This is a genomic window from Nostoc sp. NOS(2021), from assembly GCF_017115025.1.
Taxonomy (GTDB): domain Bacteria; phylum Cyanobacteriota; class Cyanobacteriia; order Cyanobacteriales; family Nostocaceae; genus Nostoc.
Genome location: NZ_JABXKM010000014.1, coordinates 1 through 21283, shown reverse-complemented (window position 1 = coordinate 21283; position 21283 = coordinate 1). Strand labels below are relative to the sequence as shown.

The window sequence follows — 21283 nt, the reverse complement described above, 5'->3', positions numbered from 1 at the left end:
AATAAACTCCAGTCGGAATAAGGGGAGTTTTTTATTTGCGCCCTTTCCCATAGATTTGAACACCTTTACTGAAGCCTTAGAAGCCTTTAGAACGGCTATGTCTTATCGATTTTTCGATTGGTTGACCCTCAACCGTGATGTATTTGCTGCTTACAAAGCCAGTTTGGGCTTTATTTGGGCTTAATTTTTGTTTAAGTCCCGTTATACAGATATTAAATGCTCACGGAGGATATGTTACTAAACCCTATTTATCGGTTCTTTTCTTTGCTCAAAAAATTTAAATCAGCCCTTTCATTCTAAATAAAACTCAATATCGAGTGTGGGTTACAACTCATCTCAAACCCGATACGGAAAAACTACGGGTTTCAACCTAGATGAGATTTATATAGTCACCCCAAATCCAATACTCTCTGTCAAATAATCAAGCATTAGCCGTTGTTTTACGCGTGTGTTGAAGGGGGTATTCCTAAGAATACGCCCAAACAGTATTTTGTTGTTGTGGTGACTCTGGTGTGGTGTTTTTTTTTGATAATTGGTCTATGAGATTTTTTAATGAGTTTTATATTTGGTAGTGCTTTAAGGTTGCAAAATATAAAAAGCAACGAAAAACCCCATCCTTCGTATTGTTGGGGGGATAGATAAAAAACATATATCCCATGATGACACAATTCAATATTTGTTCAACTGCTGTCAGCCTGGAGGTGGAATAATGAACAAACCACCATCTAGACGCAAGAAAGTTATCCCTGTGGTATCTGGTGAACCAAAGCCAGCAACTGACTCTGCTCCCGAAAATATTTCCGCCCAAGATAAGCCAGCGTTAGCAACCATTGAGGTTGTGGTTGTTGAAATAAGAGAGTTGACTGAAGAAGAACAAAGCTTACGCTTACACTTGGAACGCCGTGTAGAACGTGCGTTTTTAGAAGCGGGTCAGGCGCTGATGGAGTTGAGGGACAGACGGCTGTACCGTTCCACGCACCGGACTTTTGAGGAGTATTGCCGCGTTCGCCCTTGGCGTTGGCGCAGCCATCGCTTCAATTCTAGTCGTGATGCGGCGTACTTGAAGATTTCGGCGACTGTCGTTTATGAAAATCTTCAAAAGTTTTTGCCGACCAATGGTCGGCAAATTCCAATGCCGACCAACGAACGACAATTGCGGTTTTTGGCGAAAGCCGAGTTGGAACCGGCTGTGCAAGCGGATGTATGGCAGCAGGCAGTAGAGCAAGCTGGCAATAAGATTCCATCTGGTCGCATAGTGAAAGATGTTGTGGATAGGATACGCCTAGTGCAATCCGCTTGGGTTAAGAAAAATTGTAGTAGCACGTTATGCTGATGATGTTCCGCCACGGTCTAAGGGTGGTAAAAGCTGTTAACTTATACGTTCTTCAAAGCTTTACGTTTTATCTCGTAGTCAATCATAAATGAGCAAACCAAACAACGCTCTGTCATATTACAGGAAAAGAGCTTTTTATTTGACCTAATCAGGAGCTGTCGTAAAAACTAGTACACTTCAGGATAATTCCGGCACAGAAAATTTATTCTGAAACCTTTTATCTAGTGGGATTTTTACTCATAGTAAACGCAGAGAACAGTACATACTTTGCGCTAGCGTAAAAGCAAATATTGACCCTAGCGCAAAATATATTCTCTACTGTATTGTTGCCCAAGAGTATGAAGTGATTAAATCAGAATAGGGAGCAGAATTGACCCAACAAGAGACACAGTTAGGATTTGGCGACTTAGCCAATCAGCGTTTTCGCGCAGGATATGCAGAATACTACCGTGAACCACTGTTTCTATATGTATCCGCTCCTGTAGAGGGAAAGAGTAGCGGCTTTTAGGGGTGCTGGATAATTCCTGTACCCCTTCGACTACATAGTGGTTAGGGACATGACTTAGAATGTGGGCAATTAACTTTTGGCGTAACTCATGAATCGAAAAAGCTAATTGATAAGGATGTTCAGGGTACTCATCTAAGACATTCTCAATTTCTTGAATGACTATTGGCAATGTTAAATTAATCAACGTATGTGACATTAGTGTTGTTTGATATAGATGTTTACTTTCAAGCCTAGATTCATTTGATGAATGTACAGTCTGTTCTCAAAAATATTTCCAGATGTTTCCTAATTGCTCTTCTTGTGAAGAGTGTAACAACCAGACGTTTGAAATCGAGTATTTACAAGAGTTTGATTGATAGTTGAATTGTATAAGTTGATTAACGGCGCACACAAAACGTAGCCAGATTAATTTAGCAAATATAACTCTCTTTGAGGAATTAACCAACAAAGCGATGCCTACGGCGGGCTGCGCCTACGCCATTCCCTGTCCTGAAATTCCTTTTGTTGTCCTGACGATTTTTTAGGAGAAAGAAGAAGAGAAAATATTTAGTTCTTGAAGCCAGCTAACTTGAAAGGGGCAAAGCTAGCTGGGGCAGATATGGACGGGGCATATTTAGATAAGGCAGACCTGACTGGCGCAGATATGGACGGGGCAAATATGCGGAGAGTCGGATTAACTGGAACAAAAATGCCCGATGGAACAGTTCACGACTAAGTGACTTGAGTGATTTTTAACCTAAGTTTATACATCAAGGCAATAATGGGGTTGCGATGATAGATAATTACTGCCTGACAAATAAGTTGTTTATCCAACGTTTGTTCAGGCAGTAATCAACACTATCTTAATGATGTTCATAATACCATTATCTTCAGCAACATCTGGTATTGTAACAGTAGCATTATTCAGCCTAGACAACGAAAAAATGTTGGTAGTGATAAATATATAGTGATAATAGAGATTTAGTATTTATACTCGGATAATTCAGTAACTATTTCCAGATTTTTGCATTGCTTTTTATACTACAAAATGACGTGCGTAATGTGGGTTAAATACTTAGCCTTGGCGAGGAGATGGGAAATTGTTCTGGGGTGGATCGGGGTGGGTGCGATCGCTGTTCTACCGATCTCCTGATGTAGAATAAGTCTAAAATTAATAACATCCATAATGTTACATGAATTTCTCTTAGCAGAACGTGACGGAATTCTCGCCTTGTGTTCAAAAAAGATCACGGGTCTTGGTGATTCCATGAGTTCGAGCGACGAAATGGAAAGAGGATTACCTGTGTTCTACGATGAACTCATTGAGGTATTACGTGCTGATGCTGATATAGATGAATCTAGGGAACCAGATAACAATTCTATAGAAAGTGTTCACAAAGCCTCCGCAGAGCGCCGGGGAAAGGAATCGTTAAAACTTGGCTACAGCATTTCTCAGGTTGTTCATGGCTACGGCGCTCTTTGTCAAGCTATCACTCAGTATATTCAGGAGAATAGTAGTGAAACAGCATCCCCTCGTGAATTCAATCGATTAAATTTCTGCCTCGATATTGCTATCGCTGAAGCGGTTACAGAGTTTAATCGAGGTCAGCGCGAGAATGCAGAGCGGGATGAGGTTCTACGTCTTGGATTTCTAGCGCATGAGTTGCGAAATGCGTTGACTTCCGCTAGTTTAGCTTCTCAACTTATAATCACAGGGAAAGTCGGAACCAATGGAAGTACATCTCGTATTCTTGAAAATGCCCATAGGCGCATGAGAGACATTATTGATCGTTCACTTGTTGAGGTGCGACTGCGGAACGAATCAACCGGACAATATCAGAGATGTCGAGTTATTCACCTAGTCAGTGAAGTTGAGGCTACTGCATGGTTTGAAGCAAGTGGGAAATCAATTGAGGTGCGTGTTGAGGTAGCACCGGAATTGGAGATTTTAATAGATCGTCACCTAATAATATCTGCCTTATCGAATCTGGTTCAAAATGCCATTAAGTTCACCAAGCAGGGTGGGATTGTATGGATACGCGGTAAGGCTGTAGGTGGACGTGTTTTGCTTGAAATAGAGGATCAATGTGGAGGACTACCCCCTGGTGAGGCGGAAGAACTTTTTAAGGCTTTTTCTCAGATGGGAACAGATAAATCAGGATTGGGGATTGGGCTGACAATCTCACGACGCGCCGTATCGTTAAACAAAGGTATACTCTCAGTTCGGGATATCCCCCATCAAGGATGTGTCTTCTCAATTGATTTACCCAAAGCCTCCTCCCCTCTCCCCACTACATAATCCTCTAGCTCCATCTTCGCTGCTCTCACTTATGTAAACTCCAACTATTTTTCTAGTCTTTTTATCCAAAGCTAAAAAGAAATAATTTTAGTTACTAAATCTCTATTATCACTACATATTTACCACTCCCAAAATGTTTAGACTTGCTAAAAATCAACTATATGTTGTTAGTATTTCCAAAGCATAACGGGAACTAAGGTTAAGACTCAACTATTTAACAAGGCTATAGATGTTATCGAACAGAATTCAGGAGTCAGGAGTCAGAATGGGCTAAACCTTAGCTATCCGCTAACAGAACGTGAGTTCGACGGAACTAAAAAATAGCAGGAGGTAGTGCAGGCAAATCTTTTGGGTAAATATCAATCGATGGTTTTTTAGGCAAATAGGTATAAGCAGCTAAACCAGCTATCAAATTAACCAAAAAGTTAAATGGACTACGATGACGAGAGTGTTCGATTTGACATATATTTTTTAGATGGTCATTGACCGACTCAATGACAGCACGTTTGCGTAGCAAAATCTTATCAATCAGTTTTACCAAACGATTTTTCATTTTCTTCTTAGATTTTCTGACTAACTGCAACCCTCGCTCATATAACTCCTCAAATAATTTTTGAGAGATATATCCTCTGTCACCAAAAAGTTTACCAACTAAGTCCTTAGTCATATCTGGGACTGGTTTTCGGTCATCTACATTTGCAGGAGTTAGTGAAAATGCTAGTAATTCTCCACAATCATTAATAATCAAATGCAGTTTAAATCCAAAATGCCAGCCCACTGAATTTTTCCCCCATTTGACTAATCCTTTAAACACAAGAGTGAGAATGTGCCCTACAGTTATGACAAACATTAATTGGAGTAGAATCGATAAAGCTAATCCCAGTAACTTCTCCTGTGCGTGTATGTAAAAAGCAACATAACAGCCATTTTGCACCAGGGCATCAGTTCCACAAACCGAGTGTAGCTGACTAAATTGGGAAATGCTTCATGCCAACTCGGTAGGACATGCAGGGTGTAGAACTCCTTGAAAGTCTTATATCCACTGCCATGAAATGCGATCGCAATTGTCATCACCTCTGATAAATGCATTCTTGATTTGCTGCGGCGCTCTCCCTTTGTAGATGGTAACTGTGGTACTTGTTGCCACAAATTCTCCCACTGGTTACAAAAATCATCTACGTCACAGAATATTTGTACGATATCGAGCCGAGATACAATGGTAGACATAGCCGAGACCCTTATTTTTCTTAGATATTTTTAGTCTCGGCGTTTTTTTGTGCCTTTTTTGCTCATTCTCAATTAATCTTAGCGATCGCCTTATGACCTGCACAGTTGAGCAAATTCATATCTAGCAACCTTTTTGGGCTTTTCTATCCATCGAACTCACGTCAATTAGCGTCATACAAGATTTAGTTAATCAACATCAGGAATTTCTTACTGTGCTTGAGTCTCAAGCTCTGAAATACCAATTAGATAGCTAGGGGGTAAAAGCTCTTTAGGATGGTACTTTGGCTTTAAATTACATTTAATCATTAATGAATTTGGGGAAATTCTATCTTTTATGATCACCCCTGCCAATGTTGATGACCGCAAACCTGTACCAGAAATGACCAAAAATTTGTTTGGAAAACTATTTGGAGACCGAGGGTATATTTCTCATCAATTATTTGAACTTCTTTTTCAGCAAAATCTTCAACTTATTACAACTATTAAAAAAAACATGAAAAATCTTTTAATACCTTTACTCGATAAAATTTTATTGATAAAGCGTTCTCTCATAGAAACGGTCAATGATCAATTAAAAAATATTTCTCAAATTCAACACACTCGTCACCGCAGTGTTGGGAATTTCATGGTTAATGTTATGGCTGGTTTAATTGCTTATACATATCAAGATAAAAAACCATCATTAAATTTAACGACAGAAGATTTAAATTCACATTTCAGTTGTAAATTTCTTTCCTCGTGAACCTCTGGCGCTCACTATTATCTAATCCTCATTTATAAAACTCCATTTCTACCTGTCTTTCAGGCCTTTTCTTACGTCGAACTCAGGTTTCTTAAAGATTTTTTGACCGTCTCCCAGTATGAGACTTTTTTATTTTAAGAGTGTCTGCCAGTTTGAGAAACAAGTTGGATAGAAGGGGTGGGTGCGTCAAAAAGTCAAGTTATTCGCGAACAAGCTTCTTTTTGTCCAAAGTTTAAGAGTTGAGTAAGTCAACTTATTTTAACTTCTCGCAGATGCTATCATTAAAGGCTGTTGTAATGTTTTTTTTTGAAGAAGAATTCAGAAGTCAGAATTCAGGAGTCAGAATCAATCAGTCGGGGATTCAGACCCGCAACTGATTGAAGACCACTAAATTTTCAATTTAGTGGGGGTCTTAAACCCGATTATTCATCCGCCAGTCGTACAGAATTCATTCTGAATTCTGACTCCTGACTCCTGAATTCTGTTCGATAAAATTTCCTGTAAATAAATGTTGAAAATGCTTCACAATCAAAAATTCAATGTGGGATTTGTTATGCCTCAAAGACTAATCACCTGGGTAAATTACTGGCTTGGTACCGTATTAGTTGAGTATAATTTTCGATTTAAACGGAACGCAATCCGTGAACGATTGAAAAAACTTCGCCGTATCCCAAGATGTCTCCATATTGAAGGCACGAACATCTGCAATGCTAAATGTAACTTTTGTGCGTATCCGCAGATGGAAAGAGCAAAGCAAGTAATGCCAATGCCGGACTTTCAAGAATATATTGATCAATACATTTCAATGGGCGGAAAGCATATCTCACTTACACCCATTGTCGGAGACCCTTTTGTAGATCGTTACCTTTTCGATAGGCTTGACTACCTGTATTCGCTTCCACAGATAGAAAGTTTCTACTTTTTTACAAATGCTATTTTAATGACTCCAGAAGTAAGCGAAAAGCTTCTTACTTATGGAGATAAGCTATCAGTTCACGTTTCATGGGGTGGATTCGACCGGGATACCTATAAGACAAATATGGGAGTTGACCGATTTGACCTTGTTTGCCAAAACATCAAAACGTTCATTGATAAAAAGCGCATTGCTAATTCGTCCATTGGGTTTTACATAGGAGTACGTTGTCCGTTGTCAAATTGTAAAGGCGCTCTTTGGGAAGAATTTCGCACTTATGAGCGCGACGGGTTGCTGGGAATTCACTTCACTGATGGTGGCTACGACTCTTGGGCAGGAAAAATAAAACCTGAAGACCTAGAAAAAATCGGACTAGTGCCGCTTGATATGCCATACAAACGCGGTGCGTGCGAATTTCTCTTTACCAAGCCAGTCATCCTTGCAAACGGAAAGGTTAATGCCTGTGCTAGCCGTGATGTCGAGGCTGAGTTGATTGTGGGGGATTTAAAAGAATCAAATCTTTCAGAAGTATGGACAGGTCAAGGCATTGAAGAAATTATTGAACGTCAAGAGCGTGGCGACTTTCCTGATGTCTGTAAGCGATGTACCTGTTATATTAGCGTTTACAATAGTCTGAAAAGTCGAACATACAAATCTGCATTAAACTGGAATGATGATTAACTTAAGGGGCTATGAAAATTAGAATTTGTATCCGAAAAACTGATTTTTTTATATGTACAAATAATAAGTATTTTGACTTACTATACTGATACTGAGTCCCCAAAGCCTTATATATAAATTTTTGTAAATGCATAGTTTCTACACTCTTCTTAAATAGGGATGGCTGAATTGATGCTAAAATTAAAGTCTGGTGTACAAAGACTATTATTAATATTTATTGGAATCGTTATGGGATTATTAATAATAGAAACTTTTGCTGTTTTTACTGGTGTTGTCGTTCCTCAAAACTTCAAAGCTAGACATAAATTTTATTATGAATTTTTGCGCCCAGATCCTCAGCTTGGCTTAAAAGTAAGCCCGAATCTGAGAAATTTTGAAAATCTTTGGAATGGAGAACCTGGAATCGAAAAAGTTATCAACACAGATAATTATGGATTTCGCAATCTTGGCAGAGATTACTCTCAATCTAACTTATACTTTATTGGGGACTCTTTCGTATGGGGTTTATGGGTCAATAGAGATAAAACATTTTATGGGATCATAGAATCAGAAATCAAGCAACCTGTAATTGCTTTAGGAGTACCTGCTTATGGATTTGAACAGTATGAAATTTTATTTCAGGATTGGGTAACTAAGTTTAAACCTAAAACTGCTGTTTTATGTGTATATGCTAATGACTTAAATAGACTGAAACCACTCTCAAAGATGAAAGATTATTATGAAATATACGGTTGGAGTAAGCATCAGTCATTACCTTGGTACAAAAAGACATTTTTATATCAATTTATTTTTAACCGTAAACCAAAACCGGATAAAAATTCATTGTTTGCGGGATTAACAAAGATTAAAAATGGTTTGTTTTTATTAAGCGATCGCAAACTACTTAAACCAGAGTTTGGGCTAGATATAAATTATCTAACTTCTGACGCTCATCTCCAAGTTGAAGAAGCTCTTACTCGGATTATTGACTTGACACAATTAAATCAAGTTAAGCTATTTATATTTTTAATACCTTCTAAAGAATCAACTTATATCAAAGATTATGCTGAGATATCTCCTCATGAGGTTAAGTATGTTGAAACTGAAGAAATTGGTTATAATAGGTTATGTCAACTAGCAAAATCAAAAAATGTTAATTGTGTTGATTTAACCAAAGTATTTCGACAGCATAGTGAGGAAGAAAAGCTGTATTTTGATATTGACGATCATTGGAATGTTGCTGGTCATAAGTTAGCAAGTCAGTTAATTTTGGACACATTGATCCAAGAAAAAGGTGTAGATTTAACACAATATGTAACTAATGTAAGTTTCAAGGAGTAGAATCAACTTCTATAGCCACTACAAAAGATGGTGGTTTTAATTTCCAACGCTGGTAGGAGATGCAGAATCATTCCCAAAATCTTCTACTAACCTTACTCCAAATACTATTACACTTACTATTTGAGATAAAACGAAAGCCAGCCACAACAAATGGTTGCTGTGAAAATACCACGCAGCTATAGCTATAGGTACAAAACCTAGTCCCAAGGAAACTACGGCAGAGTTACGTAAAATTTCCCCTTCAGTTAATCCAATAAAGTACCCTTCTAGTATGAGACTAATTGCACAAAATCCCTGACAAGGTAATAACCAGAATAAATAATTAACGATATTTTCAGTAATCTCAGTATGGTTAGTTAACAGCCCAAATATATTTTCTGGAAAGATAATATATAAAATAGCAACAGGAACTGAAAGGAATATGCTGGTTATCATACCAATTGTAATCAGAGGTTTTAACTGATCCGAAGCTCCCTGACCTTTAAAGTTTCCAGTTAAGCTTTGAATAGCATATCCTACGCCTTGAACAATAAACATATTGAAAAATGCCGCCTGAATCAGTACACTATTTTGAGCTAGCGTATCTGTTCCCATCGCAGAACTCAATTCAGTGAAAATAGAGAAAGTAGAAATTACAGCCAAACTCTTAATTAACATGTTTCCATTTAGCTTAAAAATAGCTTTGATGGCTGACCAATCTAAAACTTTTTGGCTTACTGTTGATATTAATGACCAGTCAATATGAAAACACACTATAACCAAACCTACTAATAATGCCAAATACTGACTCATTGCTGTAGTCAAGCCAGCACCCGTACTTCCCCAACCCCAACGAATAATAAATAGATAGTCCAGAACTACATTAGTTAGGCTTTCTATTACAGACAATAGCACCACGAAGCCATTCATTTCTCGTCCAAAAAACCAACCGACTAAGACAAAGTTGAGTAAAACCGCAGGCGCTCCCCAAATACGAGCCTGGAAATAGTCAAGACCTGCATCTTTTACCTGTGTTGCACCTACTAAGAAGGTAAACCCTAGTTGTTGTAAAGGGTATTGAAGAATCAGGATGAGTGTACCGATACCGAAAGCAATTAGACCATTTCGTAGTAAAACTAATAGTATGCTTTCTTGATTGTCTGCTCCCACAGCTTGTGCTGTCATCCCATTGCTAGAGGAGCGTAAGAAATTCAAAACTTTGTATAAATAGCTAAAGATAATTGTTGCTAAGGAAACTCCTGCTAAGTAACGGATGTCAGGTAAATGTCCTAGAAAAGCTAAGTCTATTAAACCTGACAAAGGCACAACAATACTACAAACAATGTTCGTCAATGCCAGTTTATAAAAGCGAGGCAAGAAGTCATATTTATCAGAAAAGCTAAAATTCATGCTAACTGTACCATATCTAATATATTCAAACTATTGTTTTTTAAATTGTCTAAAGCGCATCATCTTAAAGATGAGCTAATGTCCCAGGGTAAGCGCATCTAATTTTGTAGCTCTTGATACAGACAAAAAGCTTGATACTCCATCTGAATATCAATTTTTCATTCAAAATCGGACGAATTGTCGTAAATGATTGAAAAAACATGGGTCAAATAGCTTTTTATGTCTTTTAACCACATAAAGACTAAAATGTCAATCCCACCCCTTGGCTCATGTAGTAATTTTGAACTTATTTGTGCTTTGGGTGAACCCCAAAACTACCGTGTCAATAGGGTTTGAGATGCGCTTACCCTGTATCGGCAACCAATATCTAAAATAGTGTGGTTTTGATTAACACCAAGTTGACCAAATATGTCGTAGAGAATATCTGGGTTTCTGGGCTTCAAACTTTCTGTTACGATTTGAGTGAATTTTTGGTTATTTCTTGTCCGAAGATGACTGTACAAGTCATATATTGAAATCGTCACTTTTCCACCCTAGTCTTTAATTTTAAATTTCTTTCTTGGGATAAATCCAATGTATATTACCATATAACTCCTCTATATTGCGTTGTAATGTTGAGCTTTTACTAATTTTTATTTTCACTTTACTTATTATATAGATTTAATAAGTAAGTAGGCGAGAAAATTTATAAGTATGCAAAGAAATGTAAATTCGAGACATACCTTACAAATTCCTGATTCCAGCGTATTTACAAAACTAAACATATGTTGGTTTTATCGTGCCTACCTACTAAGATGACCTATGTCTCCCATGCATAAAATAGTCAGTATGTCAACAAAAACTGAAAAGTTAATATTTTTCAACTCATGAATTATGATGAAAAATAGTTGCGAGCAAAGTTACTATACGATAAATTTTGGTGGAAAAAGCAAGAATGAAATTAACCCAAAAGCAAATACAAGATTACGAAAATCAAGGTTTTTTGTTGATTCCAGAATATTTTTCTCAAACTGAAGTTTCGGCGCTCCGTGCTGAAATTTTTGGGTTAATTGCCGATGAAGCAGTTGGTCGGGTTTGGGAAGAAGATAAGGAAACCTTGCGAACTCTCTACGGAGTCCATCTTCAGAATAAACTATTCAACGATTTAGTGCGACACCCGCGTTTGTTGGAGCCTGCACAACAACTTTTTGCTCCAGAGTTGTATGTTTTTCGCAGTAAGATTGTGATGAAGTCAGCGTTCATTGGTGGAATGTGGGAGTGGCATCAAGACTCTGCATTTGCTCAATATTATGAAGAAATTTACTCTCCCAAGGGAGGAAATGTCATATTTTTTTTGGATGAAGTTAATGAGTTCAATGGGCCTGTTTATTATATAAACGGTTCTCACAAACAAGGTCTGATAGCTCTTGAACAGCAAGTGGCGACGACTCCCTCTTTGACAAAAGACTACTTATTGACAACAGCTAAAGAACGGATTGCTTCCTTTGTAGATATGGGAGGAATCGTAGCACCCAAGGGACAAGCAGGTTCAATTTTATTTGTACACTATGATACATGGCATGGTTCTGTAGGTAACATTTCTCCTTATAACAGGCGGAACTTGGTGATTACCTACAGCAGCGTAGAACAAAGCGCCCTTCCTCACAAAGAAAGATCTGCATTTTTATCAAATCCCGATCGCACTCCCTTGACAGTCCTCGATCCAGAGTCAGCCAATTCCCTATTGGCTGGCTAAAAAATTAAACTTTTGAGAATTCCAGTTGATTTTTACGGCAATTTACTTACGCTGATGATTGAAAAAAGTGTAAGTTTTTGTATTAACAAGTTATTAATTTTATGAATATATATCCTGATTGCTCAAAGACAGAAATATTAAATTCTTATTTGCCGAAACTAGAAAATTCGGAAAAATTTAATTGGCAAAATTGTTGGTATCCCATCATTTTTGTACAAGATTTACCTCAGCATCGTCCTTACGGATTTTCTCTCTACGATCAACCCCTAGTATTATTTAAAGATGCCAGTGGTAAATTTGCCTGTTTAAAAGACATCTGTCCTCATCGAACAGCTAAACTTTCTCAAGGACAGGTCATTGATGGTAAACTTGAATGTTTGTATCATGGTTGGCAGTTTGGTGCTAATGGAAAATGCCTATATATTCCTCAATTATTAGCAGGAGCTACAATACCGCATAATGCCTGTGTGAAGTCTTTTACTGTCGTGGAAAAACAAGGTATTGTGTGGTTGTGGCCAGGAAATCCAGAGGAAGCTGATGAAAAATTGCTGCCGATATTAACAGAATTAGACGATCCTAAATTTATCAAACTGGATTATTTATTAAACCTTCCCTATGACCAATCATATTTTATAGAAAATGTTATTGACCCGGCTCATATTCCTATTAATCATAATAATAAAAGATTTAAGCGAGAAAATGCACAACCCTTAGAAATGGAAGTAATTGATATTTCCATTCAAGGAATTAGAGGAAGATATCGGAATCAAAAAACGCAGGATTCATGGATACATCTGGAATTTATTGCTCCCAATTTAGTTAAATATGCAGTTTGGAAAGAACAAGGTTTAGTTGGAGGAGCCGACTTGTATTCTATGCCACTAGGTAGAGGAAAGTGCAGAATTCTATTGAGGAATTATCACAGCGCCTTATCTTGGAAAAAGAAGATAAAGCCTCGATGGTTCGATCATTTTGAACGTAACCGAATTTTAGAGGAAGATTTAGAATTAATTCGAGAACAGCAAATGCAAATAGAAAGTTTAGGCAAGGAGATGAAAGAGCTATTTTTACCATTAAAAACTTCTGATTTGTTGGTAGTTGAGTATCGCAAATGGTTAGATAAATACGGCAGTGATTTGCCATTTTATCAGGGATATGAAACAGCCAAGCTAAATGTTGATGTTGCTAGACAACCAATGGAAATAGGAAATCGCTTAACCCGTCACACTCAAATTTGTAGTTCTTGCAATCTAGCTCATCAAATAAGTAATCGATTAAAACAAAGCTTTGTTGTAGCAGCGATCGCTTTCGCTGCTGTAGCTATGCTGATGGAAAATTATCAAACACGCTTTTTTGTGGTGGGCTTATTTTGCTTATCTTTAATCCTGGCAGTTGTAGCTCACAAATTCAAAACACAATTTGAACGTGATGTGATTCGTGATTATATAACAACAGAAAAAAGGAAAAAATATAATTAAGCGAGTTGATCAGTTTCTTTTCACCCATGTAATATACGTATTAAAGTATGAAAATACTTGGAATTTCTGCTTACTATCATGACAGTGCAGCCGCGTTAATCATAGATGGGGAAATAATTGCAGCTGCCCAAGAAGAACGTTTCTCAAGGCAAAAGCATGATGCAAGATTTCCTAGAGAGGCGATCGCCTACTGTCTGCAAGAAGCTTTGATAACAGTTGAAGATTTGGACTATGTAGCATTTTACGAAAAACCTTTTATTACCTTTGAGCGTTTATTAGAAACTTATTTAGCCTACGCTCCTCAAGGTTTAAGGTCGTTTTTTGCTGCTATCCCTGTATGGCTCAAAGAAAAGCTATACCTCAAGTCAGTGCTGAAAACCGAGCTAGCTCAACTAGGTAAAGGCGACAGCAAAAAACTTCCTCCCCTACTCTTCACCGAACACCATCAAGCTCACGCAGCTTCAGCCTTTTTTCCTAGTCCCTTTCAACGTGCAGCTGTAATTTGCCTAGATGCAGTTGGCGAATGGGCTAGTTCTTCTGTTTGGTTAGGAAAGGAAAATGAACTGATTCCCCAATGGGAAATTAATTTTCCCCATTCTCTGGGTATGCTTTACTCAGCCTTTACATACTACACAGGCTTTAAAGTTAACTCTGGAGAGTACAAACTCATGGGATTAGCTTCCTACGGCTCTCCCAAATATGCAGACTTGATTCTCGAACATCTGTTGGATCTCAAACCAGATGGTACATTCCGGCTAAATATGCATTATTTCAACTACACCGTTGGACTAACCATGACTAACGATAAATTTCATCAGCTATTTGGTAGTCCACCGCGTCAACCAGAAAGCCTGTTAACGCAACGAGAAATGGATATTGCAGCTTCTATCCAGAAAGTTACCGAAGAAGTAGTGTTACGGTTAGCGAAAAAGGTACATCAAGAGTTAAAAGAAGATTACTTGTGTCTAGCTGGTGGTGTAGCACTCAACTGTGTGGCCAATGGTAGGTTGTTACGAGAAAGTCCTTTCCAAGACATCTGGATTCAACCAGCCGCCGGAGATGCTGGCGGTGCAGTGGGAGCAGCTTTAGCAGTTTGGCATCAATACCAAAACCAGCCGCGAAATAATCATGGTAAGGACAAAATGTATGGTTGTTATCTCGGCCCCAAATTTACAAAAACAGAAATTTGCAGTTATCTTGACCAGATTGGAGCTAAGTATCAGTACTTAGACGACCATGAATTAATGACTAGTGTAGCGGAAATTCTCGCCCAAGAAAATGTAGTGGGATGGTTTCAAGGTCGCATGGAATTTGGACCACGAGCTTTGGGTAATCGTTCGATTATTGGCGATCCCCGTAGCTCGTCTATGCAGTCGATAATGAACTTGAAAATTAAATATCGTGAATCTTTCCGTCCCTTTGCTCCTTCTGTTTTACAAGCACGAGTTTCCGATTATTTTGATTTAACACATTCGAGTCCTTATATGTTGTTAGTCGCAGATGTCAAAGAGCATCTGCGCCTACCTCTGACACTTGAACAACAGCAACTATTTGGTATAGAAAAACTGAAAATCCGTCGTTCAACTATTCCCGCCATTACTCATGTTGATTACTCGGCGCGGGTTCAAACTGTGCATGAAGAAACTAATCACCGTTACTTTCAATTAATTAGTTATTTTGAACAAAAAACAGGTTGTGGTCTTTTGGTCAATACCTCCTTTAATGTGCGCGGAGAACCGATTGTCTGTACTCCAGTAGATGCTTACAGATGCTTTATGCGAACAGAGATGGATTATTTAGTATTGGAAAATTTCTTATTAACTAAATCAGAACAACCGCTGGTAATTCGAGATAATTTAGACAAAAAAGAACTAGCTAATAATGAAACCCAAGAATTACGTAAATTTGGCTTACTTACTGGAGTAGGAATTGCTATACCATTAGGTTTAATTTGTCCGCTCATCAGAGGTGAGAGTTTGCCGTTATTACCTTGGATAGTTGCTAGTATATTATGGTCGTTGGCAGTGCTGATACCAAAGCTTCTCCAACCAATTCAGCAACTTGTAAAAGCAGTTGCTTCGACGTTTGGCTGGCTCAACACGCGCCTAATTCTTGGTTTTGTCTTTTATTTTTTACTAACGCCTATTGGTGTCATCATGCGTTTGCTCAATCGAGATCCAATGATGCGAAAATTTGAGAGCGATAAGGAAAGCTATGCTATACCAAATCAAAACAAAATAATTGAACATATGATAAATCCTTTCTAGATTGAACCTGAATGAAAATTAATACGCCCATAATTACCATAAATATTACCCTGACCCTGCTGTTTATTTTTATTCTCAATTTTTGCAGTAACTTAGAGCGCCAGAGAGCGTAGAAGGTATCTCCCAATGCATGATATACTAAATCTCAACATAGTTTTATTTCAGTCAGAAATAGAAAGTAATATGGAAGATTTTAAATATTTTGGTTTTAATGAAGAACCCGATTACACAGGTTATGTAGGACCATCAGGAGAGTATGATTTTATGGGAGCATCCCAATTTCGTCTATTTTGTACATTGGGACTTCGAGCTACACATAAATTATTGGATTTTGGTTGTGGTTCACTTCGTGCAGGACGCTTTTTTTTAATCTATCTTAACGAAGGTTGTTATTGCGGAGTTGAACCAAACAAATGGTTGATTGAAGATGCAATTAAGTATCAGATTGGGCAGGATATCATCCGTATTAAGAAACCATTTTTCAGTTATAATAATAAATTTTCCTTAGATGAGTTTGATACTTCTTTCGACTTCATTCTCGCACAGTCTATTTTTACTCACACTGGTATTAATTTATTGAACACTGGTCTCAAAAACTTTAGTAAATATTTAAATCCCGATGGTATTATCCTTGCAACTTTTCTAGAAGGAGAGTCTGACACTGAAGGTGATGTTTGGGAATATCCTAAAGCTGTCCCATTCCGTCCGTCAACAATTATGCAAATAGCACAAGATGCAGATCTAGTGGCAACTAAAATACCTTGGTATCGTCCAAGACAAACTTGGTATGCTTTCGCGAAAAACAAAGACCGACTACCCACCCCTTCTATGTTCCCTTATCTTAAAGGGACAGTTCTATTCGATCCAGAACACAGAGCGAGTTGGTAATTACATATAGATTTTGTTCATGTATTCGCTAATGGCAATCAGAGAATTGCCAACCAGCTTTATCAAGATATCAAGTCTTATTTATCAAAATAAAGTGTAAATAAAGGGTGCGATCGCTGATGATTGTGCAAAGCCAATTAAAGCACTTACCAGTAAAAGAGTGAGAATTAAAGGAACTAGCAGATAGTTTTGACGCTGCTGAACAAATCCCCACAAATCTTTCAAAAAATCTTTAGTAGTTTCAAACATACTAACTGCTACTCCTATATTTAAATTCTAAAATTTTATCCACTGCCTTCTGGGTACCACCTGCATTTATTAAAGAATTACCTAATATCTCGACATTAGTGCGAATTTGTGCATTTTGCATTACCTCTTCCGCCAGCGATCGCAATTTCTTCGGTGCAATATTTTTCTGTTTTACCCATACTCCTGCACCTAATTCTTCTACACGATGGGCAACTAAATATTGATCTCCTCCTTGGGGAAATACAATCAGTGGAACTTTGTTAATTAGTCCCTCCCAAACACTATTCGTTCCTCCATGAGTGATAAATACCTTAGCGTATTGAAGGACTTGCATTTGGGGTACATAATTACTGATAATAAAGTTAGATGGAATCTTTCCCAATGTAGTGATATCTACAGATTTGCCTACCGACATTATTACAGTATACTCACTATCTTCAAAAGCTTGTAAACATTGCTGATAAAAAGAAGTTTTAAAATTATAAATTGTGACCGAGCCTAGAGAAATATAAATAATTGATTTTTTCTCAATTTGTTGTAAGGGAAAACCAGGATCAACTACTCTCTCACTATAACAAGGCCCTGTAAAAATATAACTATCATCAAACTCTGAACGTTGTATCTGAAAATCTGCCGATGTATAGACGATATTTAAATCTCCCCGCAGATTCATGGAATTTGGTTGCAACTTAAACACATCTGCTTTATTGATGCGTTTCATCGCATATTTTTGAGTTAATTGCTGCCAAAGTTTTCTGTGTCGGTAGAACCTTTGCAGATGTTTAGTAATATCGTTCAGGGGATAGGCTGCTAACAGTAATGGTAATGGTGGTAAAAAGCGAGGCGGTAATAGAAAATTCGTATGGAAGCAAACAGTAGGAATATTCAGTAAGTCAGCAGGGATAGCAGCCCACAAACATTTAGCATGAAAAATCACTAACTTCGGGCGATCGCGTTCCAGTTTTGCTAATAAAATTGGTACAGCATCCAAGCAGTATTCTATCAAGCGTAATTGTAGGGTTACATCTCCAGATGCTGGTTTCATACTGGGAAGTCCTTGAAATCTAGCACCTGCTAACTCAATTTTTTCTTTAAATTCCGCAAAATAATAATAGTCTACCTCTTCTCCCCGCCGAGCTAATTCCTGAATTAACCCTAGAGTAGTATCAATACGGGTATAACTAGGTAAATCGAAAAAAGCAACATCGACCATAATAGTAAGTTTTGCCGGAATTAAGCTAGTTCTAAAGCTTGGGAAATGAAGTCAATGTGGGGAGCTTTTTGTGCCATACCTATCCCTACGTGTGTTCCATATATACCTTCGTTAACGACTGAATTGATTGACCAATCAACTGTTTCTCTAATCTTTTTATTAACACCAAAAGCTATTTCTGTTAAACTCAGTCCTCTCTCTAAGTTGTAACTCATATCTAATAACACTGAATTTTCATTTTTGCCATCTATTATTAGCTGAGTTATGGCATTATCTTCTATTCGCAGATATTTTTCTTGACTATTTACGACCTTATCTGTCAAATATTTTAAAGGTTTCCAGTTATTTTCTTTTGTTTCTTTGGTTGTAGTCTGCGATAAGATGCCATCGAAATAAAAAATTCCATCTACCGAGAAACTTGATTTATTTGCTTTTGTATTGACAACAGAACTTTCCCAAAATTCTGCCACAGAGTAAAACCATCCTGGCTCAAGTTCTAGATCGGCATTAGCTATTTCTATATTATCAGTCAGTTGGCAGTTTAATTTACTTCCTCTGAGGTCTGATAAGCTTAACTCAGTTTCTGTGTCAGCTATTTTATCGTATAAAATGTCTCTGATTGCTAATGCTTGTTCAATATCACTTGACATCAACTGGTTAAATGAATATTGGATGACAGCTAAACTACCATCAAATTTAACTGCTGGCAAATGTACTATAATACTTTGGGAATCATGCCACAGTTGTTTAAGTTTGTAATAATAGTTGTAATCCGAAAAAATTAAAAAAGCTGCCTGTTGACTCTTAAAGTCATAATCATCAAAAAAAATAGTTTTGTATCCTTGCTCTTTTGAGTATGTGTCAATTTGATGACTATCGACAATAATGGGAATCTGCCGTTCAATTAAAGCTTGATAAAAATCAATTATCTGCATACTAATTTAATGTATTATGACAAAGTTTGGGACAACAATTATTAAAATTGTTGTCCAAATTCTCAGATTACTTTAACAACCTGTAAACCAGTACGGTATTACCTGTTGTTCAGACAATTATTACCAGTAAATATTGCCCAATTTGCTACGGGTTTCTTTGTTAACTTGTTCAAGTTTCCGTTTTTCTGTTTTCTTGCTGTCCTGTGTTTTCTTGCTGTCCATTGTAATGACTCCTTAACTATTGAACTTCAGGATTTACGTAAGTTGTAAGTCCTATTTGCAGAAATGTATCAAAATAGGCGTGATTTCACAAGGTATAGTTTTCAATTTTTAATATTTCTCTACTGGTGGACAAAACGTACTAAACTTAGTAGATCGCAAACTTTTTCCAAGAGGGCGATCATTAGAAAATTTTGTAGTCGATGCCTGAGGGGGCGACATGAAAGCTAAAAAGTAGATAAAATAAGCGACCTAGCCCGAATACCCTCAATTGTACTCTAGCTTATGGCGATTTAATTTCATTAATTCCTCGACTAATGCCAAACTAGAATCCATGAATTTAACCCAACTTTGACGTAACCTTTCACTCTCCCCCATTTAGTTGCATGAAAATCAGCACCGTGTGGGTAAGCAACTTAAATGGTCTGAGAGATGATAAACTAAGGTTTAATAGGTACTTGAGACTCCATGAATTATTGTTATTTTAAAAATGCATATTATAAATTTTTATCAAGCTTTACTTAATCATAAAATTCCTATCCTTGTTGACAGCGAACAAATTGCTTCTTACTTTCGAGAGCAGGGATATAAAACAATTTTTTTTGATGATTATGACTTTGCTACTAAACAAACAGTATTTGTTGTAATTTCAGATTACTATTATCACGATCGCCTTATACAGATATCCCATACATCGGAAAGTAGCCTCATCCATCTACTAGCAGTGAGATACGATACCAATCCCCAAGTAATTGCTTATTCATTTGAACAACTTCTTTCTTGCAATATCACACAAGCATTAGAATTGAGAGCTAAAGCTTATGAGCAAATTGCTGAGGTAGAAAATGAATTATATTTATTTGATGACAGAGGAAGTAAGCTAAAGTGTTTCTTATCGGAAAATTTAGAAGTTATAAATACAGCAGATGAGCTAGAACCGGGATGGTTTTACTCAATTTCGGAAATATTAGAAAGCGGAATAGTCAATATTCAAAGTAATAAATCAAGCTTTTCAGTAGATGGTACTTACTTTTTTGATGGAATAATCTATGCTTGTGCAAATCTACAAGTTAGAGAGCGTAACCAAGACTTTTTGACATATCTACTTGAAAAAGTAGCGTCTAGCCAAGAAAAATATATTAATATAGAAGATAATAGTATCATGCGGCTAGTCTTAGATGGTAGAGATGAGACTTCCATTTTACTAGACATGGATTATGGCTTAGAACGTAACTTGAGTTTTACAGAAATAGGCTTTGGCTGTAACACAAGGATTGCAAAAAATCTTAATTGGCAGATAAATTCAATTATGAACCAAGGGGTACATGGGATGCACATAGGAATTGGTATGGCACAGAAATCTCCTTATATTGATTTTATTTCTCAAAGTATTAAACTATAGGTAAGGATTCAGGTCATATCAAAATCTCTACAATCGTTGTTCGCTTTCAGCAGACTTTCATCCCTAAAGAAAACCTAATTGGTTATCCAGGACAGTACATCCTTGAGGAGTGGCAGACCCGGTTTACGCCTCAGTATGGTGCTGCTTTTCTAGGGTCTGCTGAGGGAGCCTATGACTATGCTTTAGCATACATCAAAAAGCAGGAAAAAGGACACGATCCCTATGTACAACACCGGATCGGCAAAGCAGCAATCAATATAGATACTATGCATTTATCTGACTTTCCACATCCCGTGAAAAGTCAGCATCAAGGACGACCGCCTGACCCTCCTCCACTGTTCAATAGCTTTCAAAGCTGTAGCCCTTATTCCGTATAGCTTAGAGCTTTTCTTAGTGCCATTCAACCATACCCCTTTAACATTGATATCCATGATGCGATCGTAAGTAGCTTCGGTTTGCTCTGCTAAGGGACTTCCAGAAAATAAAATATACAGCTAATAAAAATG

General features: G+C 37.4%; 17 protein-coding genes and 2 pseudogenes. 12 read left to right on the top strand and 7 right to left on the bottom strand.

Annotation, left to right across the window (positions count from 1 at the left end):
* A partial coding sequence (locus HWQ41_RS00355) for a hypothetical protein (protein WP_292758686.1) occupies positions 1 to 184 on the top strand: 184 nt, incomplete at its 5' end.
* A gap of 525 nt (positions 185 to 709) precedes the next feature.
* On the top strand, positions 710 to 1333 hold the full coding sequence (locus tag HWQ41_RS00350; RefSeq protein ID WP_366931619.1) for a hypothetical protein: 624 nt from the start codon (positions 710 to 712) through the stop codon (positions 1331 to 1333).
* 347 nt (positions 1334 to 1680) lie between these two features.
* On the opposite strand, the gene HWQ41_RS00345 is transcribed toward HWQ41_RS00350, so the two are convergent.
* Entirely contained in the window at positions 1681 to 2037 is a 357-nt protein-coding gene (locus HWQ41_RS00345) for a hypothetical protein (RefSeq protein ID WP_292758682.1), read from the bottom strand.
* Positions 2038 to 2394: 357 nt separating this feature from the next.
* On the opposite strand from HWQ41_RS00345, the gene HWQ41_RS00340 reads away from it, so the two are divergent.
* Both HWQ41_RS00340 and HWQ41_RS00335 read left to right on the top strand, forming a co-directional pair.
* Entirely contained in the window at positions 2395 to 2556 is a 162-nt protein-coding gene (locus HWQ41_RS00340) for a pentapeptide repeat-containing protein (protein ID WP_292758680.1), read from the top strand.
* A 450-nt stretch (positions 2557 to 3006) separates the two neighbouring features.
* Positions 3007 to 4119 (top strand): HAMP domain-containing sensor histidine kinase, encoded by a 1113-nt coding sequence (locus HWQ41_RS00335; protein ID WP_292758677.1) that lies wholly within the window; start codon positions 3007 to 3009, stop codon positions 4117 to 4119.
* Between the two features lie 313 nt (positions 4120 to 4432).
* On the opposite strand, the pseudogene HWQ41_RS00330 reads toward HWQ41_RS00335, so the two are convergent.
* A pseudogene (locus tag HWQ41_RS00330) lies at positions 4433 to 5346 on the bottom strand (IS982 family transposase).
* A gap of 256 nt (positions 5347 to 5602) precedes the next feature.
* On the opposite strand from HWQ41_RS00330, the pseudogene HWQ41_RS00325 reads away from it, so the two are divergent.
* The 3 genes and pseudogenes from HWQ41_RS00325 to HWQ41_RS00315 all read left to right on the top strand — a co-directional run.
* A pseudogene (locus HWQ41_RS00325) lies at positions 5603 to 6088 on the top strand (IS982 family transposase); the annotation flags it as partial.
* 517 nt (positions 6089 to 6605) lie between these two features.
* Positions 6606 to 7682 (top strand): radical SAM/SPASM domain-containing protein, encoded by a 1077-nt coding sequence (locus HWQ41_RS00320; RefSeq protein WP_292758674.1) that lies wholly within the window; start codon positions 6606 to 6608, stop codon positions 7680 to 7682.
* A gap of 159 nt (positions 7683 to 7841) precedes the next feature.
* Complete coding sequence (locus tag HWQ41_RS00315) at positions 7842 to 9002, top strand: hypothetical protein (RefSeq protein ID WP_292758671.1); 1161 nt, start codon at positions 7842 to 7844, stop codon at positions 9000 to 9002.
* 36 nt (positions 9003 to 9038) lie between these two features.
* Here HWQ41_RS00315 and gntT read toward each other — a convergent pair whose 3' ends face one another.
* Both gntT and HWQ41_RS00305 read right to left on the bottom strand, forming a co-directional pair.
* On the bottom strand, positions 9039 to 10391 hold the full coding sequence (gntT, locus tag HWQ41_RS00310) for a guanitoxin biosynthesis MATE family efflux transporter GntT (protein WP_292758668.1): 1353 nt from the start codon (positions 10389 to 10391) through the stop codon (positions 9039 to 9041).
* 314 nt (positions 10392 to 10705) lie between these two features.
* Positions 10706 to 10915: a hypothetical protein gene (locus HWQ41_RS00305; protein ID WP_292758665.1), complete on the bottom strand. Its 210-nt coding sequence runs from the start codon at positions 10913 to 10915 to the stop codon at positions 10706 to 10708.
* A 410-nt stretch (positions 10916 to 11325) separates the two neighbouring features.
* On the opposite strand from HWQ41_RS00305, the gene HWQ41_RS00300 reads away from it, so the two are divergent.
* The 4 genes from HWQ41_RS00300 (at position 11326) to HWQ41_RS00285 (ending at position 16759) form a co-directional block, all read left to right on the top strand.
* Positions 11326 to 12126 carry a phytanoyl-CoA dioxygenase family protein gene (locus HWQ41_RS00300; RefSeq protein WP_292758664.1) on the top strand — a complete coding sequence of 267 codons (801 nt, stop codon included), beginning with the start codon at positions 11326 to 11328 and terminating at the stop codon, positions 12124 to 12126.
* 101 nt (positions 12127 to 12227) lie between these two features.
* The gene (locus HWQ41_RS00295) at positions 12228 to 13604 is read left to right on the top strand and encodes a Rieske 2Fe-2S domain-containing protein (RefSeq protein WP_292758660.1); all 1377 of its coding nucleotides are present in this window, start codon (positions 12228 to 12230) and stop codon (positions 13602 to 13604) included.
* Between the two features lie 47 nt (positions 13605 to 13651).
* On the top strand, positions 13652 to 15871 hold the full coding sequence (locus HWQ41_RS00290) for an SxtJ family membrane protein (RefSeq protein ID WP_292758657.1): 2220 nt from the start codon (positions 13652 to 13654) through the stop codon (positions 15869 to 15871).
* A 126-nt stretch (positions 15872 to 15997) separates the two neighbouring features.
* Positions 15998 to 16759 carry a methyltransferase gene (locus HWQ41_RS00285; protein ID WP_292758654.1) on the top strand — a complete coding sequence of 254 codons (762 nt, stop codon included), beginning with the start codon at positions 15998 to 16000 and terminating at the stop codon, positions 16757 to 16759.
* Positions 16760 to 16843: 84 nt separating this feature from the next.
* On the opposite strand, the gene HWQ41_RS00280 is transcribed toward HWQ41_RS00285, so the two are convergent.
* From HWQ41_RS00280 to HWQ41_RS00270, 3 genes are read right to left on the bottom strand one after another with little or no spacing between them, the layout of a single operon-like run.
* A complete protein-coding gene (locus HWQ41_RS00280) occupies positions 16844 to 17008 on the bottom strand; it encodes a DUF5989 family protein (RefSeq protein ID WP_292758651.1) in 165 nt (54 codons plus the stop codon).
* A gap of 1 nt (position 17009) precedes the next feature.
* Positions 17010 to 18221, bottom strand: a complete 1212-nt coding sequence (locus tag HWQ41_RS00275; RefSeq protein WP_292758648.1) for a macrolide family glycosyltransferase — start codon at positions 18219 to 18221, stop codon at positions 17010 to 17012.
* Positions 18222 to 18241: 20 nt separating this feature from the next.
* Positions 18242 to 19156: a hypothetical protein gene (locus HWQ41_RS00270; RefSeq protein WP_292758646.1), complete on the bottom strand. Its 915-nt coding sequence runs from the start codon at positions 19154 to 19156 to the stop codon at positions 18242 to 18244.
* Between the two features lie 709 nt (positions 19157 to 19865).
* Between HWQ41_RS00270 and HWQ41_RS00265 the strand changes: the two genes are divergently transcribed.
* Entirely contained in the window at positions 19866 to 20777 is a 912-nt protein-coding gene (locus tag HWQ41_RS00265) for a hypothetical protein (protein WP_292758643.1), read from the top strand.
* Positions 20778 to 21283 lie beyond the last annotated feature (506 nt).

Coding starts and splice junctions, on each gene's coding strand:
- HWQ41_RS00350 (WP_366931619.1), top strand. CDS start 710: ATGAACAAACCACCATCTAGACGCAAGAAAGTTATCCCTGTGGTATCT.
- HWQ41_RS00345 (WP_292758682.1), bottom strand. CDS start 2,037: ATGTCACATACGTTGATTAATTTAACATTGCCAATAGTCATTCAAGAA.
- HWQ41_RS00335 (WP_292758677.1), top strand. CDS start 3,007: ATGTTACATGAATTTCTCTTAGCAGAACGTGACGGAATTCTCGCCTTG.
- HWQ41_RS00320 (WP_292758674.1), top strand. CDS start 6,606: ATGCTTCACAATCAAAAATTCAATGTGGGATTTGTTATGCCTCAAAGA.
- HWQ41_RS00315 (WP_292758671.1), top strand. CDS start 7,842: ATGGCTGAATTGATGCTAAAATTAAAGTCTGGTGTACAAAGACTATTA.
- gntT (WP_292758668.1), bottom strand. CDS start 10,391: ATGAATTTTAGCTTTTCTGATAAATATGACTTCTTGCCTCGCTTTTAT.
- HWQ41_RS00300 (WP_292758664.1), top strand. CDS start 11,326: ATGAAATTAACCCAAAAGCAAATACAAGATTACGAAAATCAAGGTTTT.
- HWQ41_RS00295 (WP_292758660.1), top strand. CDS start 12,228: ATGAATATATATCCTGATTGCTCAAAGACAGAAATATTAAATTCTTAT.
- HWQ41_RS00290 (WP_292758657.1), top strand. CDS start 13,652: ATGAAAATACTTGGAATTTCTGCTTACTATCATGACAGTGCAGCCGCG.
- HWQ41_RS00285 (WP_292758654.1), top strand. CDS start 15,998: ATGCATGATATACTAAATCTCAACATAGTTTTATTTCAGTCAGAAATA.
- HWQ41_RS00280 (WP_292758651.1), bottom strand. CDS start 17,008: ATGTTTGAAACTACTAAAGATTTTTTGAAAGATTTGTGGGGATTTGTT.
- HWQ41_RS00275 (WP_292758648.1), bottom strand. CDS start 18,221: ATGGTCGATGTTGCTTTTTTCGATTTACCTAGTTATACCCGTATTGAT.
- HWQ41_RS00270 (WP_292758646.1), bottom strand. CDS start 19,156: ATGCAGATAATTGATTTTTATCAAGCTTTAATTGAACGGCAGATTCCC.
- HWQ41_RS00265 (WP_292758643.1), top strand. CDS start 19,866: ATGCATATTATAAATTTTTATCAAGCTTTACTTAATCATAAAATTCCT.